Origin of the sequence: Rhodoferax sp. TH121 (assembly GCF_002251855.1) — a bacterium.
GTDB lineage: Bacteria > Pseudomonadota > Gammaproteobacteria > Burkholderiales > Burkholderiaceae_C > Allorhodoferax.
In genome coordinates this window covers 178,497-202,376 of sequence record NZ_NOXW01000018.1, presented here as the reverse complement: position 1 = coordinate 202,376, position 23,880 = coordinate 178,497, and the positions used below count along the sequence as shown (strand labels likewise).

Sequence of the window (23,880 nt, the reverse complement as noted above, 5' to 3'; positions counted from 1 at the left end):
CACACGGCGCAGCGAACGCGCCCAGCTACCCATCGACATCTCCATACATACTCCTAAAAAGTAACACCTAAAAATCAGTTGCGCGCGTACGCCACATGGAAGCGCTGCACCCCGGGGAACTGGCCCATTTCCGACGCCAAGTCGGAAATGGGAGCCATTTTTTTGCGGCTGCGCGCCACGGCCACAAAATTCCAGGTGAAGGCCCCCTCGTCCATCGAGATCACGATGGTGCCACCGGCGATGTCGTAGCCCCGCTCATGCGCCATGGCGCGCAGGGCGGCTTCCACCGGCCGGTAGCCGGGGTCAAACGTGAGGCGGATGGCGACCGCCTGCCGCGACGGCAGCCAACTCTCCAGCTTGGACACCCAGACCATGCAAAACGCACTGAGCAAAGCCAGCGACATGGCCGCCGCATACAGACCCACGCCGACCAAAATGCCAATCACCGACGAGGCCCAAAGCGAGGCCGCCGTGGTCAGGCCGCTGATGTTGAAACCTTCTTTCATGATGACACCGGCACACAGAAAGCCGATGCCGGTCAGGATGCCCTGCATCACCCGCGACAAATCACCATTGCTGAAGAGCGTGGTGCTCATGCCACCGTACCAGAAGTGGGAGTAACCACCCATGACGGCGAGCGCCGCTGACGCCATACACACCAGCCCATACGTACGCATGCCCGCCGCACGCCCGTGGTACGACCGCTCGTAACCCACCATGAGTCCCAGAACCAGCGCCCCCAGCAGGTGCAAGAGCACAAACACATTGGCCTCCACCACGGGGGCTGACCAATACGCGGCAAGGGTCTGGTTGTTCAGCATGGCAAGAACATACCGCAAAACCCGGCGCGCTACCATGCTGCCATGCAAGCTATCGCACTCGTGACCGGCGCATCCCGTGGCATTGGCGCAGCCACTTCCCTCTCGTTGGCGCAGGCCGGCTATGCCGTGGCCGTGAACTACCGCGACAACTCTCTGGCCGCTGACGAGGTGGTGCGCCAGATCCGGGCCCAAGGTGGCAACGCCATCGCGGTGAAAGCGGACGTGGCCGTGGAAGCCGAGGTGCTGGCCATGTTTGCCAAGGTGGACGCCAAGTTGGGGCCCCTCACGGCACTGGTGAATAACGCCGGTGTGGTGGATGTGGCCAGCAAGGTGGAGGCCATGTCGGTGGCGCGCATGCAACGCATGCTCAACACCAACGTGCTGGGCAGCATGGTCTGCGCGCGCGAAGCGGTGCGGCGCATGAGCACGCACCATGGCGGCAGCGGCGGTGCCATTGTCAATGTCTCCAGCGTGGCAGCCACGCTGGGCTCACCGGGCCAGTATGTGGACTACGCCGCCAGCAAAGGCGCCATCGACAGCTTCACCGTGGGCCTGGCGCGCGAGGTGGCGGATGAGGGCATTCGCGTCAACGCCGTGCGCCCGGGCATCATTGCCACCGAGATCCACGCCAGTGGCGGCCAGCCCGACCGCGCACAACGCCTGGCCCCACAGGTGCCGATGCAACGGCCCGGCACCGCGCAAGAGATTGCCAATGCCATCGTCTGGCTGCTGAGCGATGCGGCCAGCTACACCACGGGCGCCATTCTGGACGTGGGCGGAGGGCGCTAAGCCGTGATGCAGCTCAGGGCTGCACAGGCAGGCCGAACATGCGTGCGCCGTTCTCCCACGCCACCTTGCGGGCCGCCACCGGTGGCAAGTCACCCAGCCAGCTGCGGTACTCCTGCATCTGGGCTTCGTAGTACTGCCAGCGCGGGTTGATCCAGGTGTCCGAGCCCAGCAAAAACCGGTCGGGATATTCCAGCACCAGCGCGCGCCATTCCGGGCACAACACCGTGGCACCCTGCGCACCGCCACAGGTAAGGCCCGGGCGGTAGGACAGCTCCCCCATCAGCGCCGGATAGCGGGCCAGCAAGCCTCGCACACGCTCGACCGATGCACCGCCGATGCCGGTGTGCGCCCAGATCAGGCGCGTGGTTTTACCTGCGGAGGGCGTGGCCGCCATCAGCAAATCAATGGCCGCGTCGTCCACATGGGCCAGCACCACCAGGCCACGCTGGTCGGCCAGCGCCATGAGTTGCTGTGCGACTTTGCCACGCGCGTTGGCGCTGTCGTAGAGGTGGAACTCGCCAATGCCACGGTAGGGGCCTGCCGCCGTGCCACGCGCCAGTTCGGCCTGCACCATGTCATAGATCGTGGGATCCTGGAACCAGCTGCCATAGTCGTCGCGGTTGCGGTACAGACGTACCAGCGGCACCACGACCACACCAGCGGCCTGGGTCTGCGCAGCGGCTTCAGTGAGCGCACGTGTGCCGTCGTTGGGCCGGGAGTTGGCCAGCACGGCGCGCACCCCGCTGCGCTGCATGCGACCCAGCACGTCAGGAATTGGGTGCGGCTGTTGTGCCTCCACGTTGTAGTGCATATGGGCGTCGAACAGCGGACCTGTGTAGTCAGCCGCCTGGGCCTGTTCACAGAGGCCGGCCAGCAGGCACACGACGACGAGGCGTGCGCGCCAGAAAGTACGCGGGGGTGTCTGCATGGGGGTCTCCGGCCAAAAGGGATGTTCATCGGTACGCAGCGGGTTTGTAGCGTGTTTTCCCATTCCTTGCAGCACACAGGTGCAGTACCATGCCGCCACCCTTGCTTCCCCAGGACACGCCGTATGGACCTCAAACCGCTGGTGACCTTGCTGGCCATCGTGAACCCGCTGGCCATCGTGCCCTTCTTCATCCATTACACCCAGGGCTTCGATATGGCCCAGCGGCGCCACACCGTGTGGGTGTCGTCGTTCAGTGCCTTTGTGGTGATCGCCATCAGTGCCGTGGCAGGCCTGCACATCCTGGAATTTTTTGGTATCTCGCTCGCCAGCTTCCAGGTCGGTGGCGGCATGCTGCTGCTGACCAGCGCACTCAATATGCTCAACGCACAACCCGCCGAGGCCAAAACCAACACGCACGAACTGGAGGACGGCGCGGAGAAGGCCGCCATGGGCGCAAGCATTGCCGTGGTGCCGCTGACCATCCCCTTGCTCACCGGCCCGGCCACCATGTCCACCGTGGTGATTTACGCCGACAAGGCCAAAACCTTCTGGGCCCTCAGCACCCTGGTGGGCTACGGTGTGGTGGTGGCGCTGGCCACAGCCTTGTGCTTCTCGCTGGCCGAACCGATTGCCCGTTTTCTGGGCAAAACCGGCATCAATGTGATGACCCGGCTCATGGGTCTGATCCTCGCCGCGCTGGCGGTGGAGGTGATGACCGACGGGCTGACAAAGCTGTTCCCGGCGCTGGCCGGCTAAAGCCGCCTTAGGCGCTGATACCGGCGCGGCCCAGGAAGTCGCCCACCAGCTCCAGCCGCAGCAGCGGGTTGTCCAGCTGCATCAGGCTTTGCTTAAGTTCGGGTGGCAGCTGCAGCAGCTCGCACCAACGGTTGGCCACCCAGCCAGAATCGTCCAACCGGTGGGGAGGCTGCAACGCTGCGGGCAACGTGCTGCCCCGGGCCTGCAGCTGCGCAATCACGTTCTGCAGGGCCTGCGACACCAGCTGCAAATCGGGCGGCACGGGGCTAGGCACATCGGCAGGCAGAGTCTGCACATCGGCCACCCACAGCCCGTGCTTCATGCGGCTGCGCTGGGTGATGCGAAACCGCTCCCCGGCGGTGCAGCGCAGCACCATCAACCCGGGCTGCGGGCTGGAAAACTCGGTGATGGTGGCCAGTGTGCCGATGTCGACAAAGGCCTCGTGTGCAAAACCGTCGCCACTGGGTGCCTCTGGGTCGGCTCGGCGCACCTCCGACCCTTGCGTGAGCGACACCACGCCAAAAGGCGCGCCGGTTTTGTGGCACTTGCCCATGAGGTCCAAGTAGCGCACCTCAAAAATCTGCAGCTGCAGGCTGCCGCCGGGGTAGAGCACCGTGTTCAGCGGGAACAGCGGCAGCTGCGTGAGTGCGAGCAGGTCTGGCACAGGGGTGAGCCGGGCTTAACGGGGCGACAGATGCGGTGGTGGGGGCGGCAGGGCGGCCTGGGTTTGCTGCACCCACTGGTCGAGCTGCTGCACGGCGCTGTCCACCGCCGCCGTCAGGGCGCGCACGCCCCCGGCTGCGTCCGCGCTGGCCGCGGGTTCGCGCAGCACAAAACTGCGCTGGGCCAGCAGGGCATCGCCGCCATGGGCGGGGTGGGTCAGCGTGGCGCGCAGGCGCAGCACACCGGTGCTGCTGGCCGGGGCATCAAACAACTGGCTGAATTCTTCGAGCTCCAGGCGCAACGTGAGCGTGCCGGGCGGAGCCAGCACGCCATCGGCGAGGTTGAGCACCGCGCGGCGCTGGCCCAGGGTCTCGCGCACGCGCTGGCGCAGCAACTGGGCCGGGGGCATGCTCCAGCGCGCCTGGGCGTAGGGGCGCAGCTGCTGGGCATCGCTATAGCCCAGGCGGTAGATGATGGGCAGGGTGTCCAGCGCGCTGGGCGCCAGCACCTCCCCCAGCGCCAGGGTGGGCAGCGGGGCCATCCGGTTGCTGGGCAGCGCTTGCACCGTACCAGGGCCCAAGTCATACACAGCAGCCAGCGGAGCGGCCGTAGGCACAACCCCGCAACCGGCAAGTGCGGCCGTCAAAATCAAGCCAAATAGGGCCCTAGACCCCGTGGAATATGCGCAAGCAACTACTAATTTCATAGCAAATAAACTTATCCAAAACTCAGGGGGCCGCCGTCGCCGGGGCCACAAAGCCGCGCTCGCCCGGGCCCGGCGTGGCCTGGCCCTTGCCCCACAGCAGGGACTGCGGGCTGTCGCCCATAGCATCGGCCGCGCGGCCAACCTGGCGCAGGGTGCGGGCCGTGTCATCGGTGGCGCGGTTCAGGCGGGGCAGCAGCTGGGCGTTGACCTGGCGGCTGGTGTGCGCCAGCGCATCGGTGCTTTGGGCGATCTTGTCCAAGGTGCCGCCAGGCTCGTTCATGCGGCGCGACATGCGCTGGAATTCGGCGGCCGAGGTGCGCACCGAATCTGCGCTGGCGCCCAGCCGCTCGGAAGTGGCTTGCATGCTTTTGAGCGTAGCATCCGCTTGCACGCCCAGCACCTGGTCGGCCCGTCGGGCCAGGGTACTGACGTTGGCAGCGGCCTGGCCCATCTGCTGGATCGCGCCCATCAAGGCCTTCTGGTTCTCCGCATCCAACAGGGTGTTGACCCGGCCGCTAGCCTGCTCCATTTGCGTGAGCAGATTGCCCCCTTGCTCGGTGAAGCGAGACACCATGCTGGGGCGCATGGGAATGCGAGGCGGCGTGCTGCCGGAGGCCACCAGCGCGGCGGGCTGCTCGCCCTTGTCATCGAGCTGCACAAAGGCCAGGCCGGTGACGCCCTGGAACCCCAGCGTGGCAAAGGTGGACTGGGTGATGGGGGCCTGCTCGTTGACCGCAATGCGCAGCAACACATTGCCGCGCTGCACGGTGTCCAGCGCAATGTCGGTGACGCGGCCCACCAGCACGCCCTTGAATCGCACCCCGGCCTGCGGCTGCAGGCCGGTCACGCCCTCGGGACTGGAGATCTCGAACACCCGCTGCTCGGCGGTATCGCGCGTGAGCCAAGCGGCCAGCGCTGCAAGCAGGGCCGCCACCACCAGCACAAAGGCGCCGGCAGCAAAGGCATGGGATTTGTTTTCCATAAGTCTGTCTTTCTACACGCCATCCGGGGTGGGGTGCAACAGGGCCTGCGCCCGGTGCCCGCGCCCACCACGGAAAAAGTCATTCACAAAGGGGTGTGCAAAGCCCACCACCTCCCGCGGCGGCGCATCGACCACCACATGCTTGTCGGCCACCACAGCCACGCGGGTGCTGAGCTCGAAGATGGTGTCCAGGTCGTGCGTGACCATCACCACGGTAAGCCCCAGTTCGCGGTGCAGGCTTTGCAGCAGGGTACAAAAGCCATCGGCGCTGTCCGGGTCCAGCCCCGCGGTGGGCTCGTCCAGCAGCAGGAGCGGCGGGTCCATCACCAAGGCCCGCGCCAGCGCCACCCGTTTGACCATGCCGCCCGAGAGGTCGGCCGGCATCTTGTGGGCGTGGCGCGCATCCAGCCCCACCATCTGCAGCTTGACCATGGCCACGTCACGCACCAGGTCCGCTGGCAAGGTGCCCAGCTCGCGCAGCGGGAAGGCAATGTTTTCCAGCACCGTGAAGGCCGAGAACAGTGCCCCGTGCTGGAACAGCATGCCCACGCGGCTGGCCGCCCCGGCACGGCCCAGCTCGGCGGCCGGGTGGCCCAGCACGGTCACGTTGCCGCGCGCCGGTGTTTCCAGCCCCAGCATCTGGCGCAGCAGCACGGTCTTGCCGCTGCCCGAGCCCCCCACAATAGAGAGCAACTCTCCCTGCGCGATTTGCAAATCTAGGTCTTGGTGGATGACCGTGGGTACGCCGTCGGTGCGGAACACCGACCAGAGCTTGTGGATCTTCACCACCAGCGGCGCGTTCACAGCCCCACTCCTTTGAACAGCACCGCAAACAAGGCGTCCACCAGTATCACCACGGTAATCGAAGTGACCACCGAGGCCGTGGTGCCCTCACCCAGGCTCTGGGTGTTGGGTTTGACGCGCAACCCATAGTGGCACGCGACCAGCGCAATCAGGACCCCAAAGACCATGCTCTTGGCCAGGGCCAGCCAGAGGTTGGCAATCTGCACGGTCTTGGGCAGCGCGGTGACGAAGTAGGCGGGCGTGAGACCCATGGCCAGGTCGGCGGCCAGCATGCCTCCCAAGAGCGCGGCCAAGGTGGTCCAGACCGAGAGCAGCGGCATGGCCAGCGCCATCGCCACGGTGCGCGGCATCACCAGCCGAAAGCCCTTGGCAATGCCCAGCACCCGCATAGCGTCCAGCTCTTCGGTCACGCGCATCACGCCAATTTGCGCGGTAATGGCTGAGCCCGAGCGCCCGGCGATCAGGATGGCCGCCAACACTGGCCCGAGCTCTCGGATCAGCGACAGGCCCAGGATGTTGACGATGAAGGCGTCGGCCCCGAACTGGCGCAGCTGCTGCGACATCAGGTAAGCCAGCACGACGCCAATCAGAAAACCCACCAGCGCGGTGATGGGCATGGCAGTGGCGCCGATGCGGTAGAGGTGGCCCGAAATGTCGCGCCATGGTCCTTGCAAGGGGTAGCGGGCCAGACGCAACAGGTCCAGCACCAGCTGCCCTAGTAAACGCACGGCGCCACCCAAGTGCTGCGCCACACCCATGACACGCCGCCCCAGGGCTAGGTAAGCGGTGTGCCAGGTGGTTGGCAGGGGCGCCGGTGCGGGTGTCGTGAACTGCGCAACCCGCGCCAGCATGGCGCGCTGATCGGGCATGAGATTCAATTCGGCAGGCCATTGGTGGCCCCAGGCATTCCACAGTAGTTGGGCGCCGGTATGGTCCAGGCGCTGCAGGCCACACAGGTCCCAGCTGCATCCGTCTTTCACAGCCTGCTGCAGCTGCTGCGGCAAGCCCTGCCACACCGCGGGCAATGCCAGTTGGTCGGCTGTCCAGCGCCCAAGCACGTGCAACACTGGCCGGGTGGCCGCAGTGCGCATGTCAAGACGGGGGGTGGTGTCCTCCACAGGGGAAATCAGTAAGTGGGTAAGTTGCGCATGGTACCCGCAAGACATGCCCCTTCCATCGGTGCCAGCGGCCGACTGCCGTTGCAAGACAGAGACCCACCGGGGAAACCCCGTCAGTTTGCGCGAGGATTCCGTGATTACCATGGGGTATGAGCGACACCACCTTCGACTACATCATCATTGGCGCTGGCACGGCCGGCTGTCTGCTGGCCAACCGCCTGAGTGCCAATGCCTCCAAACGCGTGCTGCTGATCGAGGCGGGCCGCAAGGACGATTACCACTGGATCCATATCCCGGTGGGGTATCTGCATTGCATCGGCAACCCGCGCACCGACTGGCTGTTCAACACCGAAGCCGAGGCGGGCCTGAACGGCCGCAGCTTGCGCTACCCACGCGGCAAGACCCTGGGCGGCTGCTCCAGTATCAACGGCATGATCTATATGCGCGGCCAGGCACGCGACTACGACCAGTGGGCCCAGCTAACCGGCGACGCCAACTGGACCTGGGAAAACAGCCTGCCCTATTTCAAGCTGCACGAAGACCATTACAAGGGCGCCGACGCGATGCATGGTGCTCGCGGCACCCCGTCTCCGTTGCTGCACGACAGCGGCACCGACTACCGCCGCGTGCTGCGCCACCACCAGGCCGGTGGCGAGTGGCGCGTTGAGAAGCAGCGCCTGCGCTGGGATGTGCTGGACGCGTTTGCGCAGGCTGCGACCCAAGCCGGCATCCCCGCCACCGACGATTTCAACCGCGGCAACAACGAGGGCGTGGGCTACTTCGAGGTGAACCAGAAGGCCGGCTGGCGCTGGAACACGGCCAAGGCCTTTTTGCGCCCCATGTGTTACGCCCGCCCCAACTTTGAGCTGTGGACCAGCGCCCAGGTGGCCAAACTGGTGGTGGAGCCGCAAGCCGAGGGGGCAGGCCTGCGCTGCACCGGCGTGCAGGTGTGGGATGGCCGCGAGCTAGTGACGGCCACGGCCCGCGCCGAGGTGCTGCTGTGCGCGGGCGCTGTGGCCAGCCCACAGATCCTGCAGCTCTCGGGCCTGGGCCCGGCAGCACTGCTGCAGGCGCGTGGCGTGCCTGTGCTCCAAGACACCCCTGGCGTGGGCGCCAACCTGCAGGACCACCTGCAGATCCGTGCGGTTTTCAAGGTCAAGAATACGCCCACACTCAACACCCAGGCCAACAGCCTCTGGGGCAAGGCCAAGATCGGTCTGGAGTACGCGCTCCAACGCAGCGGCCCAATGAGCATGGCGCCCAGCCAGCTCGGCGCCTTCACGCGCAGCGACGCCAGCCAGCCCCACCCCAACCTGGAGTACCACGTGCAGCCGCTGAGCCTGGATGCGTTTGGCCAGCCCCTGCACACCTTCAATGCCTTCACCGCCAGCGTCTGCAACCTCAACCCCACCAGCCGTGGCACGGTGCAGATCAAGACCAACGACTTCAAAGACGCCCCCGCGATTGCGCCCAACTACCTGAGCACCGACGCAGACCGCAAGATTGCCGCCGACTCGCTGCGTGTGACACGCAACATCGTGGCCCAGCCCGCGCTGGCCAAGTACCAACCCGAGGAATACAAACCCGGCACGCAGTTCCAGAGCGATGCCGAGCTGGCCCAACTGGCCGGAGACATTGCCACCACCATCTTCCACCCCGTTGGCACCACCAAGATGGGCCGGGACGATGACGCCAGCGCGGTGGTCAACAGCCGACTGCAAGTACGTGGCGTGGCCGGCCTGCGCGTGGTGGACGCCGGTGTGATGCCGCTCATCACCAGCGGCAACACCAACTCGCCCACCCTGATGATTGCCGAGAAGGCAGCGCAATGGATTGCGGAGGATGCGGCCCCCTAAAGCGCTAGAGGGTTTGTCCCGATGCCGCAGGCTCCGCTGGACGGCTACAGTGCATAGCAACGCAGACCTGACAGCAACTGCGAGGTCTAGCAAGACCAAGCTTGAAACGACGCCGAGGAGACGGCTAAAACCAACAACAAACCCTGCACACCACGATGCAGATTTACAAAAGCACCGGCGTTGCCGGTGCTTTTTTTTGCCTTTGGGGCCTCCAAGGTTCATAAAATCTGCGCCAACAGCTCCTAAATTCATAGCAAATTGAGCGCCAGGCCGGATGCGACAATGGCCCCATGGAAATGATTGTTGTGACGCTGGCCTCGCTGCTGGCCGGTTTTGTCGATGCGATTGTGGGCGGCGGCGGCCTGATTCTGACGCCCGCCCTGTTCGCCACCTTCCCCAACGCGCACCCCGCCACCCTGTTCGGCACCAACAAGGGCGCCTCGGTCTGGGGCACCGCCTTTGCCACCGTGCAGTACCAGCGCCGTGTGCACATGCAGTGGCACGCTATTGCACCTGCCGCCGCCGTGTGTTTTCTGGCCTCGCTGGGCGGGGCCTGGCTGGTCACGGTGGTATCGCCAGAGCATCTGCGCAAGGCCCTGCCCGTGGTGCTGGTGTTGGTGCTGGCCTACACCCTGGCCAAGAAAGACCTGGGTCGCCACCACACCCCGCGTTTTGCCGGACAGCACGAGACAATGGTGGCCTGTGCGATTGGTGCCACCATCGGGTTTTACGACGGCTTTTTTGGGCCGGGTACCGGCAGCTTTTTTGTCTTCCTGCTGGTGCGGGTGCTGGGCTACGATTTTCTCAATGCCTCGGCCAGCGCTAAGCTGCTCAACACCGCCTCCAACTTCGCAGCGCTCATCCTGTTCACGCTTAAGGGCCATGTTTGGTGGCACTTTGTGGTGGTGATGGCGGTGGCCAATGTTGTAGGTAGCCTGGCCGGGACCCACTTGGCACTCAAGCACGGTACGGGCTTTGTGCGCACCATGTTTATCGTGGTGGTGTCGGCTTTGATCCTCAAGACCGGCTACGACGCATTCTTGCGCGGCCTTTAGGCCACGGCGCTCAGCGCGCCGGGGCCACCGGCGGCCAGGGCAGATCGGCCGCCACGCGGGGCTTGCCGATGGGGGCTGTGGCCTGGCCTTTGCTCACGGCAGCCAGGTCTTCCTCGCTAGGGTACTGGCCCATCAACCAGTAGTCGAAGGCGCGGCGCGCAATCGGTGCAGCCGAAGCGGAGCCAAAGCCGGCGTTCTCCACAATCACCGCCAATGCAATCTTGGGGTCTGCCGCCGGGGCAAACGCCACATACAGCGAGTGGTCGCGCTGATGCTCCTCCATGGCCGATGCGTTGTACTTCTGGTTTTTGCCCAGACTCACGGCCTGCGCCGTGCCGGTTTTACCACCGCTCACATAGCCCGCACCTGCAAACACACGGGTGCCGGTTCCGCCTTGCGTGACCCCAACCATGGCGTCACGGATCACCGCCACGTTCTCGGGCTTGTAGCCCAGGTCCACCGGCGGCTCTGGGGGAAGCGGAGTCCGTATGCGGGTGGTTGCGTCCTGGGTGGCGATAACCAGTTGCGGCTTGTGTTTCACCCCGTTGTTGGCCACGGTGGCCACGGCCTGTGCCAGCTGAAGCATGGTGAAGCTGTTGTAGCCCTGGCCAATGCCCAGCGAGATCGTTTCACCGGCGTACCACTTTTGCTGCTCGGGACGCTTGTAGTACTTGCGCTTCCACTCCTGGCTGGGCAGCACGCCGCGCACTTCGCCGTGGATGTCGATGCCGGTGTGCTGGCCAAAGCCCAGGGGCTTCATGAAGTCGTGCATCGTGTCTACCCCAAGCTCATTGGCCAGGGAGTAGAAATAGACGTTGCTGGACTCCACGATGGCTCGGCGCATGTCCATGATGCCGCCCTTTTCGTTTTCTGGGCTGCCAAACCGGTTGCCGCCGAACATGTAAAAGCCGGGGTCATTGATCAGGGTCTGCGGCGTGCGCGCACCCGTCTCCAGCGCAGCCAGCGCCATGAAAGGCTTGTAAGTGGAGCCTGGCGGATAGGTGCCGCGCAGCGCGCGGTTGAGCAAGGGCTTGTCGATGGACTCGTTGAGCATTTGCCAGTTTTCCTGGTCTATGCCTTCGACAAACAGGTTGGAGTCAAACGTGGGTTTGCTGACAAAGGCCAGCACCTCCCCCGTTTTGGGGTCCAGCGCCACCAAGGCACCGCGGCGACTGCCAAACATGTCTTCGATCAGCTTCTGCAGCTTGATGTCGATGGACAGCACCACCACATTGCCCGGCGTGGACGGATTGCTGGCGAGCTTGCGCACCGCGCGCCCGCCGGCCGATGTCTCAATACGCTCCACCCCAGTCACACCATGCAGGGTGGACTCAAAGCTCTGCTCCACGCCCAGCTTGCCGATGTACTCGGTCCCCCGGTAGTTCGCCTGGTCCTCGCTGTCTTCGATCTTTTCTTTCTCGGACTGGTTGATGCGCCCGATGTAGCCGATCACGTGACTGGCCAGTTCGCCATACGGATAGCTGCGAAACAGGCGCGCCTTGATCTCCACGCCGGGAAACCGGAACCGCTGCGCCGCAAAACGGGCGACCTCGGCATCGGTCAGGCGGGTACGGATGGGCAGGGACTCGAAGTTCTTGGACTCCTCCATGAGCTTCTTGAAACGGCGCCGGTCACGCGGGGTGATGTCAATCACGCTGGCCAGTTCGTCGATGGTTTTTTCAACACCACCGGTCTTGGAAGGCGTGACCTCCAACGTGTACGCCGAGTAATTGGTGGCCAGCACCACACCGTTGCGGTCCTCGATTAGCCCGCGGTTGGGCACGATGGGCACGATGGAGGTGCGGTTGCTCTCGGCCTGGGCACGCAAGTCATCATGGCGCACCACCTGTAAATACGCCACACGCAAGGCCAGCAGCAGAAAGCAGCACACCACCACCACGCTGACCACGAACACACGGGTGCGAAAACGGGCCAAGTCGGCCTGGACATTGCGCAGCTCCGTCATGCGCAATGGCGCGCCGCCGGGCCGCCCCAAGGCGTGCACGCCCCCTTGGGGGGCAGCGAATTACGCAAGGCGAAGAGCGCGGGGGCCATCTCTACAGAGGTCGGTTGGCGTCCGGGTCGGGCGCGCGGCGTTGCGGGGCCAACAGCACGATGCTGGCCACCGGCCACAGGGCGGCCTCCAACACTGGCGCCAACAACACCCACCACCCCGGGAATGTGCCACCACCCAGCAAGCGCAGCAACAACTCCAGGGCATGGGCCACCACAAACAGGGGGAGCACCTGGGCGGCTTGCGACGGCACGGTAAACCATAGCAATCGGCGGTGCACGGTAATCGCGAGGAAACTCAGCACCGTATAGGCCATCGCATGCTGACCCAGCAAACCACCCTGGTGCACATCCATCAACAGTCCGAAGACAAAGGCTGCACCGATGCTGACGCGCAGGGGTTGGTGCACGGTCCAGAATACCAGTACGACTGCCAGCACATCCGGCGCCCAGGCTGCACGACCCCACAGGCCCATGTTGTTGACCATGTTGAGGAGCAGTGCCGCCACCAAACTTCCCCAAATGAATAGGGGGTTGGCAGGCAGCAAGAGCTGCTGACCAGGACGCATGATCATCGCAAGCCCGCCCCTTTGGGAGATGTCGCCAAAGCATCGGCACTGGGCCGGGCAGGCAACTGGTCAGACAGCGGGTCCAGCACCAGCACATGGGTGGTGCCAGATACCATGGCCAGTGGCACACAGTAAATGCGGGCAAACACAGCGTCGACCTGGCGTTCGACTTTCTCCACACGGGCCACCGGCAGACCCGGTGGGTAGACACCGTCCACCCCACTGGTGGTCAGCAGGTCACCCACAGCAACGTCCGCGTTCGCGGCCATGTAGCGTAGCTCCAGGGCGTCGGCGTGGGTGGATGTATCGCCAAATGCGACCCCGCGGGCCCCGGTACGCGCGTTCAACACAGGAATTGCATGGTCGCGGTCCGTGATCAGGGTGACTTCACTCATGGCGGGGTACACCCGTGTGACCTGCCCGATGACCCCCATTTCATCCAGAACGGGCGACCCCAAGGTCAGCTGGTGCATCAGTCCCTTGTTGATGACCACTTTGCGCGTGAAGGGGTCCGCAGCGTCATACAAGACCTGAGCGGCTTTGGCGGGTGCTGTGAGCCGCGGCGAGAGATCGAGCAGCTTGCGCAAGCGCAAATTCTCCAGCTCCAGTTGTTCGACCTGGTTGGCACGCAGGGACTGCAGGCTGAGTTTTCGGCGTGCTTCTTCTTGCGCCGATTCGGCAGACGCCACGGTCGTGAAGTAGGTGGCAGTCGCCTGCACCAGGGCAACTGGCTGCAGGGCCAACCACTGCACCGGGTACAGCGCAGAGGCCAAGACCACGCGCAAGGGTTGCATCACCTTGAAGCGGGCATCTGCCACCATGAGAAACAGCGCCAGAGCGCTGCAGACGGCCAACTTGGACAGGGCCGAAGGGCCCTGACGGAAGAAGGGGGGAGGATCTCTGTCCAGCGTACCGAGTGGCATCGCTGTGTCCGGTCGTGTGGTTTATTCGCTGGTGAAAATGGAACCCAAACGCTCCATCTGTTCCAAGGCAATGCCGCAACCGCGCACCACACAGGTCAGCGGGTCTTCGGCCACAAGCACTGGCAGGCCGGTTTCCTCGGCCAACAGGCGATCCAGGTCACGCAGGAGGGCGCCACCACCGGTGAGCATCATGCCGCGGTCGGCAATGTCGGCACCCAACTCGGGCGGCGTTTGTTCCAGCGCGTTTTTCACAGCCGACACGATGTTGTTCAGCGGATCCGTCAGCGCTTCCAGAATTTCGTTGGAGGAGATGGTGAAGCTGCGCGGCACACCTTCAGACAGGTTGCGGCCACGGACTTCCATTTCCTTGACTTCGGAGCCAGGGAAGGCGGAACCGATTTGCTTCTTGATGGCTTCTGCGGTGGGCTCACCGATCAGCATGCCGTAGTTGCGACGGATGTAGTTGATGATCGCTTCGTCGAACTTGTCGCCGCCCACGCGGACGGAGCCCTTGTAGACCATGCCGCCCAGGGAGATCACGCCCACTTCCGTGGTGCCGCCACCAATATCGACCACCATGGAGCCCGAGGCTTCCGACACCGGCAGGCCGGCACCAATGGCAGCGGCCATGGGCTCTTCAATCAGGTACACATCGCTGGCACCAGCGCCCAGAGCCGATTCACGGATCGCGCGACGCTCCACCTGGGTGGAGCCGCAGGGCACACAAATGATGATGCGCGGGCTGGGCTTGAGCACGCCACGAGGCAGCACCATTTTGATGAACTGCTTGAGCATCTGCTCAGTGACGGTGAAGTCTGCGATCACACCGTCTTTCATGGGGCGGATGGCCTCGATATTGCCAGGCACCTTGCCCAACATGGCCTTGGCCTCGCCACCCACAGCCTGGATGGTCTTCTTGCCTTGGGGGCCGCCTTCGTGGCGAATGGCCACCACCGAGGGTTCATTGAGAACGATGCCTTGGCCGCGCGCCACAATCAGCGTGTTTGCAGTACCCAAGTCAATCGCCAGGTCGGTAGAAAAGTACCGACGGAAAGCTCCAAGCATTACGGTTCCTCTCGGGCACGGAGGGCGCTTCGGCCGTCCGTCGCCATGGTTTTTTCAGTTCAGTTTGTCAGTTTGGCGTCAAATTCCGCGTTGCCGCGGCACTTTTACCAAAGGCAGGATAATACCCCATCGCCTGTGAATAACTCGTGCAAAAGCCTGCGTCCAGACACGATTTACCCTTGGTTTCAACTCTTCTACACCCATGTCCCTGACATCTTCCGATATCGCCCGCCTCGCCAATTTGGCGCGCCTGGAGCTGGCGCCCGCCGAGACCGCGCGCCTGCAAACCCAAATGAATGATTTTTTCAGCATTGTGGAAACCATGCGGGCCGTTGACACCACCGGCGTGGAACCCCTGGCCCACCCCGTCGCAGCCATCCAGGACATCGCCCTGCGCCTGCGCGACGATGCGGTCAGAGAGCCCAACCAGCGCGAAGCCAACCAGCAAAGTGCTCCCGCGGTCGAACGCGGCCTATTTCTGGTTCCCAAGGTCATCGAGTAATCCGTAGCCCCATGACGACTCCCCTCTCCCACACTGCCTTGCACGACCTTTCGGTGCAAGAACTCACCCAGGCACTGCAGACCAAGCAGGTGTCGGCCGTCGAAGCCGCCCAGCACTTCCTGCAACGTGGCCGCACCCACACGAACTTGGGCGCCTACGTTGACGTGAACGAAGACGCCACGCTGCGCCAGGCACGCGCCGCAGATGCACGCATTGCCGCTGGCACCGCGGGCGCACTGGAAGGCCTGCCGCTGGCGCACAAGGACATCTTTGTGACCCGCGATTTCGCTACCACGGCAGGCTCGCGCATGCTCAAGGGCTACCGCTCGCCGTTTGACGCCACCGTGGTCGACAAACTGGCGCAAGCGGGTGCCGTGACCTTGGGCAAACTCAACTGCGACGAGTTCGCCATGGGCTCCAGCAACGAAAACACCGCCATCGCCGCCATGGGTGGAGAGGCTGTGGTACCCGTGCGCAACCCCTGGAACACCGACCGCATTCCGGGCGGCTCGTCCGGCGGCAGCGCAGCCGCTGTGGCTGCACGCCTGGCACCCGCCGTCACGGGCACGGACACCGGCGGCTCCATCCGCCAGCCCGCGTCTTTCTGCGGCATCACCGGCATCAAACCCACTTATGGCCGCGCATCCCGCTACGGCATGGTGGCCTTTGCATCGAGCTTGGACCAAGCCGGCCCCATGGCCCGCAGCGCCGAAGATTGCGCCCTGCTGCTCTCCGCCATGTGCGGCCCCGACGCGGACCGCGACTCCACTTCGCTGGACGTGCCGGCCGAGAATTTTGCGCGCAAACTCAACGACTCCATTGAAGGCCTGCGGATTGGCGTACCAAAGGAGTTCTTTGGCGAAGGTCTGAGTGCCGATGTGCGCGCCACTGTGGACACTGCGCTCAAGCAGTACCAGCAACTGGGCGCCAAGCTGGTCCCCATCACCTTGCCGCGCACCGAGCTGTCCATTCCGGTGTACTACATCATTGCGCCCGCCGAAGCGTCGAGCAACCTGAGCCGCTTTGACGGCGTGAAGTTCGGCCACCGCGCCAAAGAGTACGGCGACCTGGCCGACATGTACAAGAAAACGCGTGCCGAAGGCTTTGGCGACGAGGTGAAGCGCCGCATCATGATCGGCACCTATGTGTTGAGCCATGGCTACTACGACGCCTACTACCTGCAGGCGCAAAAAATCCGCCGCATGATTGCCGACGACTTCCAGAATGCGTTCAAGGAATGCGACGTGATTGCCGGCCCGGTGGCGCCCACCGTAGCCTGGAAGATTGGCGAAAAATCCGATGACCCCGTGGCCAACTACCTCGCCGACATCTTCACGCTGTCCGGCTCGCTGGCCGGACTGCCCGGCATGAGCATTCCCGTGGGCTTTGCCAGTGCAGAAGCCGACAAGGGCTTGCCCATCGGCATGCAACTGCTGGGCAACTACTGCCAAGAGGCGCGCATTCTCAACGCCGCGCACCGCTTCCAGCAAGCCACCGACTACCACCTGGCCAAGCCCGCAGGATTCTGACCATGAGCGAGACCGTGAACACATTTGAAGCACAACAACAGGGCCGCCCGACCGGCCCGCTAGTGCATGGGTACGAGGTCATCATTGGCTTTGAGACCCACGCCCAGCTGTCCACCAACAGCAAGATCTTCAGTCGCGCCAGCACCGCCTTTGGTGCCGAGCCCAACACCCAAGCATGCGCCGTGGACCTGGCACTGCCCGGCACCCTGCCGGTGATGAACAAGGGCGCGGTTGAGCGCGCCATCCAGTTTGGTTTGGCGATTGGTGCGCACATCGCGCCGCGCAGCATCTTTGCGCGCAAGAACTACTTCTACCCCGACCTGCCCAAGGGCTATCAGATCAGCCAGTTCGAGATTCCGGTGGTACAAGGTGGCGCCGTGGAGTTCTTCCTCGGCGACGAAAAGAAAGCGGTGCGCCTGGTGCGCGCCCACCTGGAGGAAGACGCGGGCAAGTCCCTGCACGAAGACTTCATTGGCCAGTCCGGCATTGACCTGAACCGCGCCGGCACCCCACTGCTGGAAATCGTGACCGAGCCCGACATGCGCTCCAGCGCAGAGGCCGTGGCCTATGCCAAGGAGCTGCACAAAATCGTGACCTGGATCGGCATCTGCGACGGCAACATGCAGGAGGGCTCGTTCCGCTGCGATGCCAACGTATCTGTACGCAAGCCGGGGCAGCCCTTGGGCACGCGCCGAGAGATCAAGAACCTGAATAGCTTCAAGTTCATGCAGCAGGCCATCGACTATGAAGTGCGCTGGCAGATCGAGCAGATCGAAGACGGCCACGAAATCCAGCAAGCCACCGTGCTGTTCAACCCCGACACGGGCGAGACACGCGCCATGCGTACCAAGGAAGACGCAGCGGACTACCGCTACTTCCCCGACCCAGATCTGCCTCCGCTATGTATTTCGGATCAATGGGTGCAGGAAGTACGGGCGCAAATGGCCGAACTGCCTCGCAACATGGCAACCCGATTTCAGTCCGGTTATGGCCTCAGCGAATACGACGCCACGCAGCTCACCCAGAGCTTGGCACTGGCGACTTACTTTGAAGCGGCAGCCAAGGCCAGCGGCCAGGCCAAGCTGGCCAGCAACTGGATTACCGGGGAACTGGCACGCCGCCTCAATGGCCAAGATCTGGGCATCGAGCAATCGCCCGTGTCTGCGCAAACTCTGGGGCAACTGGTCACGCGCATTGCCGACAGCACCATTTCCAACAGCGCTGCCAAGCAGGTGTTTGACGCGCTGTGGGAAGGTAACACGGATGTTGATGCCATCATCGCGTCCAAGGGCCTCAAACAAATGAACGACACCGGCGCGCTCGAAGCCATCGTGCAGCAGGTCATCGACAAGAACGAAAAGAACGTAGCCGAGTTCAAGGCCGGCAACGACAAGGCGCTGAACGCGCTGGTCGGCCAAATCATGAAGGCCAGCCAAGGCAAGGCCAACCCGCAGCAGGTGAACGAACTGCTGCGCAAAAAGCTGGCGTGAGCCACCCCCAATAAAAAAGGCCTCTTGCGAGGCCTTTTTTATTTTCCGGCGGGCGCCATTTGCGCCCACAACTGGCGCAAACGCACCAACTCATCGTCAAAACGCGCATTCAAGCGGCGCGCTTCCGCATCTTGATCGGCAATGAAGCGCTTCTGCACATTTTGGCTTTGGGTGTTCTCTTCCTGCTGGCGGCGCACGTAGGCTGGCGCTTTGCTCGGGTCCTTCTTGTAAAACTCCATTTCTTCGTCAATCGCCACCCGCTGGCGCGCGAGTTCTTGCAAACGCGTGGTGGCGGCTTTGGCAACCGCCTCAATCTGGGCCAGCGCCTCTGCGCGCTCCTGGTCGTGCACGCCCTTGTTCGGGTAGCGGGTCAAGAGTGCACGATCGCGACGTTTTTCTTCTGCGACACGGCCACGCTCTTCCGCCTCGCGCTTTTCTTTCTGCTCTTGCTCCGCCTTTTCCTGGGCCGTCAACGAGGGGCCCACCTTGGCACGCACGGTGCCGCTGGGGTTTAGCACTTTCTGTTCACGATCGATGCAGTCCACGATGGGGCGGTCTGCCGTGAGTTTGCGTCCCTTCGCATCGACGCAGGTATAGACCCCGCCGGGCAGGGGTGCGGGCTGGGCCCAGGCCGCCGATGCCATCCAAGCAACGATGGCACCTGCAGTCACACAGTGGTAAATCCTCATGCATCTCCTTCATCAACACCGTAACGCTCACGGTAAGCCAGCACACGCTGGTGGTCTGCATCCGAACCCGAGGCATTGCGCGCCGCCAGATACTGCATCAAATCGCCCAGTTTCGCAATTGCACACACCTGCAAGCCTAGCTGTTTGCGCACATACTGCACGGCGCTGTAGGGCACATCCTGGCCATTTTCAGTGGCTTTTTCTTGGCGATCCAGGGCGATGCACACCGCATGCGGCGTGGCGCCTGCAGCTTGGATGATGGCAATCGACTCGCGTGCCGCGGTGCCCGCAGACATCACATCGTCGATGACCAGCACACGGCCCTTGAGTGGAGCACCAACCAAGGTGCCACCTTCGCCATGGTCCTTGGCCTCTTTGCGGTTGTAGGCAAAGGGCACATTGCGGCCCCGGCGTGCCAGCTCGATGGCTACTGCAGCCCCAAGGGGAATGCCCTTGTAGGCGGGGCCAAACACCATGTCGAATTCAATGCCGCTGGCAAGCAGACGCTGGGCATAGAATTCCGCCAGACGCCCCAGTTTGGCTCCATCGTCAAACAGGCCCGCGTTAAAAAAATAGGGGCTCATGCGCCCGGCTTTGGTTTTGAACTCGCCAAAACGCAGCACCCCGCATTCCACGGCAAATTGCACAAATTCCAGGGCCAATGGGTCACGGTCCGACATGGGGGTTTCCTTGTTCAAATTAAGCAGTCTCAATCTCAACGGCATTCGCTCCGCCACCAGCAAAGGGCTGGAGGCTTGGCTTGCCACAGCGCGGCCCGATTGTATTTGTGTGCAAGAAGTCAAGGCCCAGGCTGCTGATGTGGCGGGCAAGTTCGAGCAGCTCAGTGGCCTCCAAGGCCATTTCCATTTTGCAGAGAAAAAAGGGTACTCGGGTGTGGCGATTTACACGCGCCACACGCCCAGCGATGTGCGGGTGGGCTACGGATCGGCGGAGTTTGATGCGGAAGGGCGCTATGTCGAGCTGCGCTTTGACACGCCCCAGCGCAAGCTCTCGCTGATCAGCGCCTACTTCCCCAGCGGATCTTCGGGCGAAGACCGGCAGCAGGCGAAGTTTCGCTTTCTGGCGGAGTTCTACCCGCACCTGCAGCGCCTGCGCGCCGAGCGCGAATTCATCCTCTGTGGCGACGTGAACATTGCACACCAGGAAATCGACCTGAAGAACTGGAAAGGCAACAAGAAGAACTCCGGCTTCCTGCCCGAAGAACGTGCCTGGATGAGTACCTTGCTGACGGACGGCGGCCTGGTGGACGTGTACCGCCAGCTGGAGCCCACGGCCACCGACGATTGCTACACCTGGTGGAGCAACCGCGGCCAGGCCTATGCCAAGAACGTGGGCTGGCGGCTGGATTACCACCTGGCCACTCCCGCACTGGCAAGCCTGGCGCGCGGCCACCAGATCTACAAGACCGAGAAGTTTTCGGACCACGCGCCGATCACGCTGGACTACGCCTTCACGCTCTAGCCTGGCGGCACAGGCCGGACTGGCCGCTTAGGGCTTGGTCTTGCGAGCCCGCTCGTACAAGGGAATGACCTGGGGCAAGTGGGCCTCGATTTGCGCAATACGGGCATTACCCGAGGGGTGGGTGGACAACCATTCGGGCGGAGCGCCCTTGTTGGCAGCGCCCATTTTCTGCCACAGGCTGACCGCTGCGCGCGGGTTGTAGCCCGCACGGGCCGCCAACTCCATCCCCACCAGATCCGCTTCGGATTCATCCTCGCGGCCAAACTTCAGGGTTAGCAACTGGGCACCGTATTGGGTCACGGTCTGGCCGATATCGCCCAAGCCGAGCACCTGGCTCAACAGGTTGGCGCCCAGGCCCGTGGCGGCGTTCTTCCCCATGCGCTCGCGTGCATGTTCGCGCAAGGCGTGGGCAATTTCGTGGCCCATGACCATGGCGACCTCGTCATCGCTGAGTTTGAGCACATCGAGGATGCCAGTGTAGAAAGCGATTTTTCCACCCGGCATACAAAAGGCATTGATCTGGTTGGCCCCAATCAGATTGATTTCCCACTTCCAGCCCTTTGCGCGTTCGTTCCAGTCCGCAGCAAATGGGGTGATCTTGGCTGCAATCGCACGCAGGCGCCGCAGCTGTGGGTCGTTGGCGCCGGCCAACGCATTCTGTGCGCGGGCCTTGGCCAGCATCTGGGCATACTGCTGGGCGGCGGCCTGCTCCACTTGCGCAGCAGGCACCAGCTTGCTGAATGCCGAGTTGCCCCCCACATTCACCCCTTCACGCGTCTGCGCTCCTGTGGCACAGACGACACCCAAAGACAGGGACAGGCCCAGCAAGGCCCCCAGGAGGTGGTGAGAAGTACGCAAGGTCATGGCCGCTATTATTCCCGCATGACTGCGCCGCACTCCACGCCCCCTACCCCAGCACCCCTTGCTTGGCTTGCAACCCTCAAGGTGTATGCTGAACCGGCATCACTGCGCATGCTGGCCCTGGGCTTTTCGGCTGGACTGCCCTTGCTGTTGGTATTCGGCACGCTGAGCTTTTGGCTGCGTGAGGCGGGCGTGGACCGCACCACCATCGGGTTCCTGAGCTGGGTTGGGCTGGCCTATGGATTCAAATGGGTCTGGTCACCGCTGGTGGACCGTTTGCCCATTCCCGTGCTCACGCACCTGCTGGGCCGGCGGCGCAGCTGGCTTTTGTTGTCTCAAGCCATGATCATGGCGGCCCTGATCATGATGGCGCTGACCGACCCAACCCTCGCACTGGCCCCTATGGTGTATTGCGCAGTGGCGGTGGCCTTTGGCTCCGCCACGCAGGACATTGCGCTGGACGCCTTCCGCATTGAGTCCGCAGACACCGAACACCAAGCTGCATTGGCCGCCACCTACCAGGCGGGCTACCGCTTGGCGATGATCTGGGCGGGAGCTGGCGCCTTGTGGATTGCGGCACGCGCTGAAGTCCCCAACGCCGCGCTCTACCAATATGGCGCCTGGCGCACGGCGTACCTCGTAATGGCGGCCAGCATGTTGCCGGGCGTACTGACGGTGCTGTTCTCGCGAGAACCCGCGCGTGCACCGCTACCACCCGCCCGCAACGCCGCTGAGTGGCTGCAAGGCGCGCTGATTGCCCCCTTCACCGATTTTGTAGGCCGCTACCGCTGGCATGCGGCACTCGTCCTCGCCTTGATTGCCACTTACCGCATCAGCGACGTGGTGATGGGCATCATGGCCAACCCGTTTTATGTGGACATGGGCTTCAGCAAAGACGAAGTGGCTGCCATCAGCAAAGGCTTTGGGGTGGTCATGACCCTGCTGGGCGCCTTCGTGGGTGGGGCGTTAGCCCTGCGCCTGGGGGTGATGCGTGTGCTGATGCTGGGCGCCGCGCTCAGTGCGGCCAGCAACCTGCTGTTTGCCTGGCTGGGCACGCGCGGCCACGACCTGAGTGCCCTGGTGTTGGTGATTTCGGCGGACAACCTGTCCAGCGGCATTGCCAGCGCCGCTTTCATCGCTTACCTGTCCTCACTCACCAATGTGCAGTACTCGGCCACGCAGTACGCCCTGTTCAGCTCCATGATGCTGCTGCTGCCCAAGTTTCTGGCGGGCTTCTCGGGGCAGTTTGTAGACCACTTTGGCTACCCCAGCTTCTTCGCCGCCACCGCTTGCTTGGGGCTTCCGGTCTTACTACTGGTGTGGCTGGCTTCACGCATCAAAATGGCATCTGACGCCCGTTGACACTGCGCAAGCAGCTATCATTTTTGTAGTGATTTTTACCTAACTTTACCGGCCCGACAAGCTGTCGGTATACGGCACGCAGGACCTGGCGATAGACTGCGACCATGCGCCAAAACTTGCTCATGATCGAAGACGATGCCCGCCTCGCCACCATGGTGGCAGAGTACCTGGAGCAATCGGGATTTGCTGTCAGCCACTGCGGCGACGGCCTCAGTGGCTTGGGCCACCTGACCCAGCCCCCCGCCGGGGCCATGCCCGAACTGGTCATTCTGGACCTGATGCTGCCCGACATCGACGGGCTGGAAGTGTGCCGCCGCATTCGTGCCCTGCCCGCGCCCGCCTCCAGCGTGCCAGTGCTCATGCTCACCGCCAAGGGCGACGCCATGGACCGCATCATCGGCTTGGAACTCGGCGCCGATGACTACCTGCCCAAACCGTTTGAACCGCGCGAGCTGCTGGCCCGCATCCGCGCGATCTTGCGCCGCAAAACCGACGCCAGTGCGCCCAGCGGCAAGACCTTGCGCTTTGGCAGCCTGGAAATTGACCGCGATGCGCGCACCGTGACAGTGTCAGGAGCACCTTGCGAGCTTACGTCCTACCAATTTGACCTGCTGGTCGCCCTGGCCGAGCGGGCCGGGCGCGTGCTCACGCGGGACCAAATCATGGAGGCCGTGCGGGGCCGCGAACTCGAAGCGTTCGACCGCTCCATCGACGTGCACATGGGCCGCATCCGTGCCGCCATCGAAGCCGATGCCAAGGACCCCAAACGCATTCTCACGGTGCGCGGCGTGGGCTATGTGTTTGCGCGGCAACAAGACTAAATATGTGCCCCCCACGCTCCACCGCTGCGCGGGTCGCTGCCCCCCAAGGAGGCCTCCGTTCGCCTTGGGGCGGCCCGGCGGCGAACTAGTCCTTGC

Annotated in this window: 24 protein-coding genes; 10 read left to right on the top strand and 14 right to left on the bottom strand. The window is 63.6% G+C overall.

Annotated features, from left to right (window positions below; all coding sequences use genetic code 11):
- Positions 1 to 74: 74 nt before the first annotated feature.
- Positions 75 to 821: an MgtC/SapB family protein gene (locus CHU94_RS04120; protein ID WP_094477042.1), complete on the bottom strand. Its 747-nt coding sequence runs from the start codon at positions 819 to 821 to the stop codon at positions 75 to 77.
- A 42-nt stretch (positions 822 to 863) separates the two neighbouring features.
- Between CHU94_RS04120 and CHU94_RS04115 the strand changes: the two genes are divergently transcribed.
- Complete coding sequence (locus CHU94_RS04115; RefSeq protein WP_094477040.1) at positions 864 to 1,610, top strand: SDR family oxidoreductase; 747 nt, start codon at positions 864 to 866, stop codon at positions 1,608 to 1,610.
- A gap of 13 nt (positions 1,611 to 1,623) precedes the next feature.
- Here the strand turns inward: CHU94_RS04115 and CHU94_RS04110 are convergent, their stop codons facing one another.
- Positions 1,624 to 2,538 (bottom strand): amidohydrolase family protein, encoded by a 915-nt coding sequence (locus CHU94_RS04110; RefSeq protein WP_176451919.1) that lies wholly within the window; start codon positions 2,536 to 2,538, stop codon positions 1,624 to 1,626.
- Positions 2,539 to 2,661: 123 nt separating this feature from the next.
- Between CHU94_RS04110 and CHU94_RS04105 the strand changes: the two genes are divergently transcribed.
- On the top strand, positions 2,662 to 3,294 hold the full coding sequence (locus CHU94_RS04105) for a MarC family protein (protein ID WP_094477036.1): 633 nt from the start codon (positions 2,662 to 2,664) through the stop codon (positions 3,292 to 3,294).
- Positions 3,295 to 3,301: 7 nt separating this feature from the next.
- On the opposite strand, the gene CHU94_RS04100 is transcribed toward CHU94_RS04105, so the two are convergent.
- The 5 genes from CHU94_RS04100 to CHU94_RS04080 form a co-directional block, all read right to left on the bottom strand.
- Positions 3,302 to 3,958 carry an LON peptidase substrate-binding domain-containing protein gene (locus CHU94_RS04100; RefSeq protein WP_094477034.1) on the bottom strand — a complete coding sequence of 219 codons (657 nt, stop codon included), beginning with the start codon at positions 3,956 to 3,958 and terminating at the stop codon, positions 3,302 to 3,304.
- A gap of 15 nt (positions 3,959 to 3,973) precedes the next feature.
- Entirely contained in the window at positions 3,974 to 4,573 is a 600-nt protein-coding gene (locus CHU94_RS04095) for an ABC-type transport auxiliary lipoprotein family protein (protein ID WP_255033828.1), read from the bottom strand.
- Between the two features lie 112 nt (positions 4,574 to 4,685).
- A complete protein-coding gene (locus tag CHU94_RS04090; protein ID WP_094477030.1) occupies positions 4,686 to 5,645 on the bottom strand; it encodes an MlaD family protein in 960 nt (319 codons plus the stop codon).
- A gap of 12 nt (positions 5,646 to 5,657) precedes the next feature.
- Positions 5,658 to 6,449: an ABC transporter ATP-binding protein gene (locus CHU94_RS04085; RefSeq protein ID WP_094477028.1), complete on the bottom strand. Its 792-nt coding sequence runs from the start codon at positions 6,447 to 6,449 to the stop codon at positions 5,658 to 5,660.
- Positions 6,446 to 7,540 carry an ABC transporter permease gene (locus CHU94_RS04080; RefSeq protein WP_094477026.1) on the bottom strand — a complete coding sequence of 365 codons (1,095 nt, stop codon included), beginning with the start codon at positions 7,538 to 7,540 and terminating at the stop codon, positions 6,446 to 6,448. Before CHU94_RS04080 ends, CHU94_RS04085 begins: the two co-directional genes overlap by 4 nt.
- A 176-nt stretch (positions 7,541 to 7,716) precedes the next feature.
- Here CHU94_RS04080 and CHU94_RS04075 point away from each other — a divergent pair, with 176 nt between their 5' ends.
- Complete coding sequence (locus CHU94_RS04075) at positions 7,717 to 9,423, top strand: GMC family oxidoreductase (RefSeq protein ID WP_094477024.1); 1,707 nt, start codon at positions 7,717 to 7,719, stop codon at positions 9,421 to 9,423.
- 290 nt (positions 9,424 to 9,713) lie between these two features.
- On the top strand, positions 9,714 to 10,478 hold the full coding sequence (locus CHU94_RS04070; protein ID WP_094477022.1) for a TSUP family transporter: 765 nt from the start codon (positions 9,714 to 9,716) through the stop codon (positions 10,476 to 10,478).
- A gap of 10 nt (positions 10,479 to 10,488) precedes the next feature.
- On the opposite strand, the gene mrdA is transcribed toward CHU94_RS04070, so the two are convergent.
- The 4 genes from mrdA to CHU94_RS04050 form a co-directional block, all read right to left on the bottom strand.
- Positions 10,489 to 12,444: a penicillin-binding protein 2 gene (gene mrdA, locus CHU94_RS04065; protein WP_094477020.1), complete on the bottom strand. Its 1,956-nt coding sequence runs from the start codon at positions 12,442 to 12,444 to the stop codon at positions 10,489 to 10,491.
- A 91-nt stretch (positions 12,445 to 12,535) separates the two neighbouring features.
- Positions 12,536 to 13,066 (bottom strand): rod shape-determining protein MreD, encoded by a 531-nt coding sequence (mreD, locus tag CHU94_RS04060; RefSeq protein WP_094477018.1) that lies wholly within the window; start codon positions 13,064 to 13,066, stop codon positions 12,536 to 12,538.
- Positions 13,063 to 13,983, bottom strand: a complete 921-nt coding sequence (gene mreC, locus CHU94_RS04055; protein WP_094477016.1) for a rod shape-determining protein MreC — start codon at positions 13,981 to 13,983, stop codon at positions 13,063 to 13,065. Before mreC ends, mreD begins: the two co-directional genes overlap by 4 nt.
- Before the next feature lie 21 nt (positions 13,984 to 14,004).
- Positions 14,005 to 15,048, bottom strand: coding sequence for a rod shape-determining protein (locus tag CHU94_RS04050; protein ID WP_094477014.1), 1,044 nt, complete (start codon positions 15,046 to 15,048; stop codon positions 14,005 to 14,007).
- 202 nt (positions 15,049 to 15,250) lie between these two features.
- Here CHU94_RS04050 and gatC point away from each other — a divergent pair, with 202 nt between their 5' ends.
- From gatC to gatB, 3 genes are read left to right on the top strand one after another with little or no spacing between them, the layout of a single operon-like run.
- A complete protein-coding gene (gatC, locus tag CHU94_RS04045; protein ID WP_094477012.1) occupies positions 15,251 to 15,550 on the top strand; it encodes an Asp-tRNA(Asn)/Glu-tRNA(Gln) amidotransferase subunit GatC in 300 nt (99 codons plus the stop codon).
- 11 nt (positions 15,551 to 15,561) lie between these two features.
- Positions 15,562 to 17,079 (top strand): Asp-tRNA(Asn)/Glu-tRNA(Gln) amidotransferase subunit GatA, encoded by a 1,518-nt coding sequence (gene gatA, locus CHU94_RS04040; RefSeq protein WP_094477010.1) that lies wholly within the window; start codon positions 15,562 to 15,564, stop codon positions 17,077 to 17,079.
- 2 nt (positions 17,080 to 17,081) lie between these two features.
- Positions 17,082 to 18,569, top strand: a complete 1,488-nt coding sequence (gatB, locus tag CHU94_RS04035) for an Asp-tRNA(Asn)/Glu-tRNA(Gln) amidotransferase subunit GatB (protein ID WP_094477008.1) — start codon at positions 17,082 to 17,084, stop codon at positions 18,567 to 18,569.
- A 38-nt stretch (positions 18,570 to 18,607) separates the two neighbouring features.
- On the opposite strand, the gene CHU94_RS04030 is transcribed toward gatB, so the two are convergent.
- Positions 18,608 to 19,258, bottom strand: a complete 651-nt coding sequence (locus CHU94_RS04030; protein WP_255033827.1) for a DUF4124 domain-containing protein — start codon at positions 19,256 to 19,258, stop codon at positions 18,608 to 18,610.
- A complete protein-coding gene (gene pyrE, locus CHU94_RS04025; RefSeq protein WP_094477097.1) occupies positions 19,255 to 19,965 on the bottom strand; it encodes an orotate phosphoribosyltransferase in 711 nt (236 codons plus the stop codon). The genes CHU94_RS04030 and pyrE overlap by 4 nt, the downstream gene beginning before the upstream one ends.
- Between pyrE and CHU94_RS04020 the strand changes: the two genes are divergently transcribed.
- Positions 19,949 to 20,740, top strand: coding sequence for an exodeoxyribonuclease III (locus CHU94_RS04020; protein WP_094477099.1), 792 nt, complete (start codon positions 19,949 to 19,951; stop codon positions 20,738 to 20,740). The genes pyrE and CHU94_RS04020 overlap by 17 nt on opposite strands.
- Before the next feature lie 27 nt (positions 20,741 to 20,767).
- On the opposite strand, the gene CHU94_RS04015 is transcribed toward CHU94_RS04020, so the two are convergent.
- Positions 20,768 to 21,604, bottom strand: a complete 837-nt coding sequence (locus CHU94_RS04015) for a M48 family metallopeptidase (protein WP_094477004.1) — start codon at positions 21,602 to 21,604, stop codon at positions 20,768 to 20,770.
- Between the two features lie 18 nt (positions 21,605 to 21,622).
- Between CHU94_RS04015 and CHU94_RS04010 the strand changes: the two genes are divergently transcribed.
- Together CHU94_RS04010 and CHU94_RS04005 are read left to right on the top strand one after the other, a co-directional pair.
- The gene (locus CHU94_RS04010) at positions 21,623 to 22,963 is read left to right on the top strand and encodes an MFS transporter (RefSeq protein ID WP_094477002.1); all 1,341 of its coding nucleotides are present in this window, start codon (positions 21,623 to 21,625) and stop codon (positions 22,961 to 22,963) included.
- 104 nt (positions 22,964 to 23,067) lie between these two features.
- Positions 23,068 to 23,784, top strand: a complete 717-nt coding sequence (locus tag CHU94_RS04005) for a response regulator transcription factor (RefSeq protein ID WP_094477000.1) — start codon at positions 23,068 to 23,070, stop codon at positions 23,782 to 23,784.
- Positions 23,785 to 23,880 lie beyond the last annotated feature (96 nt).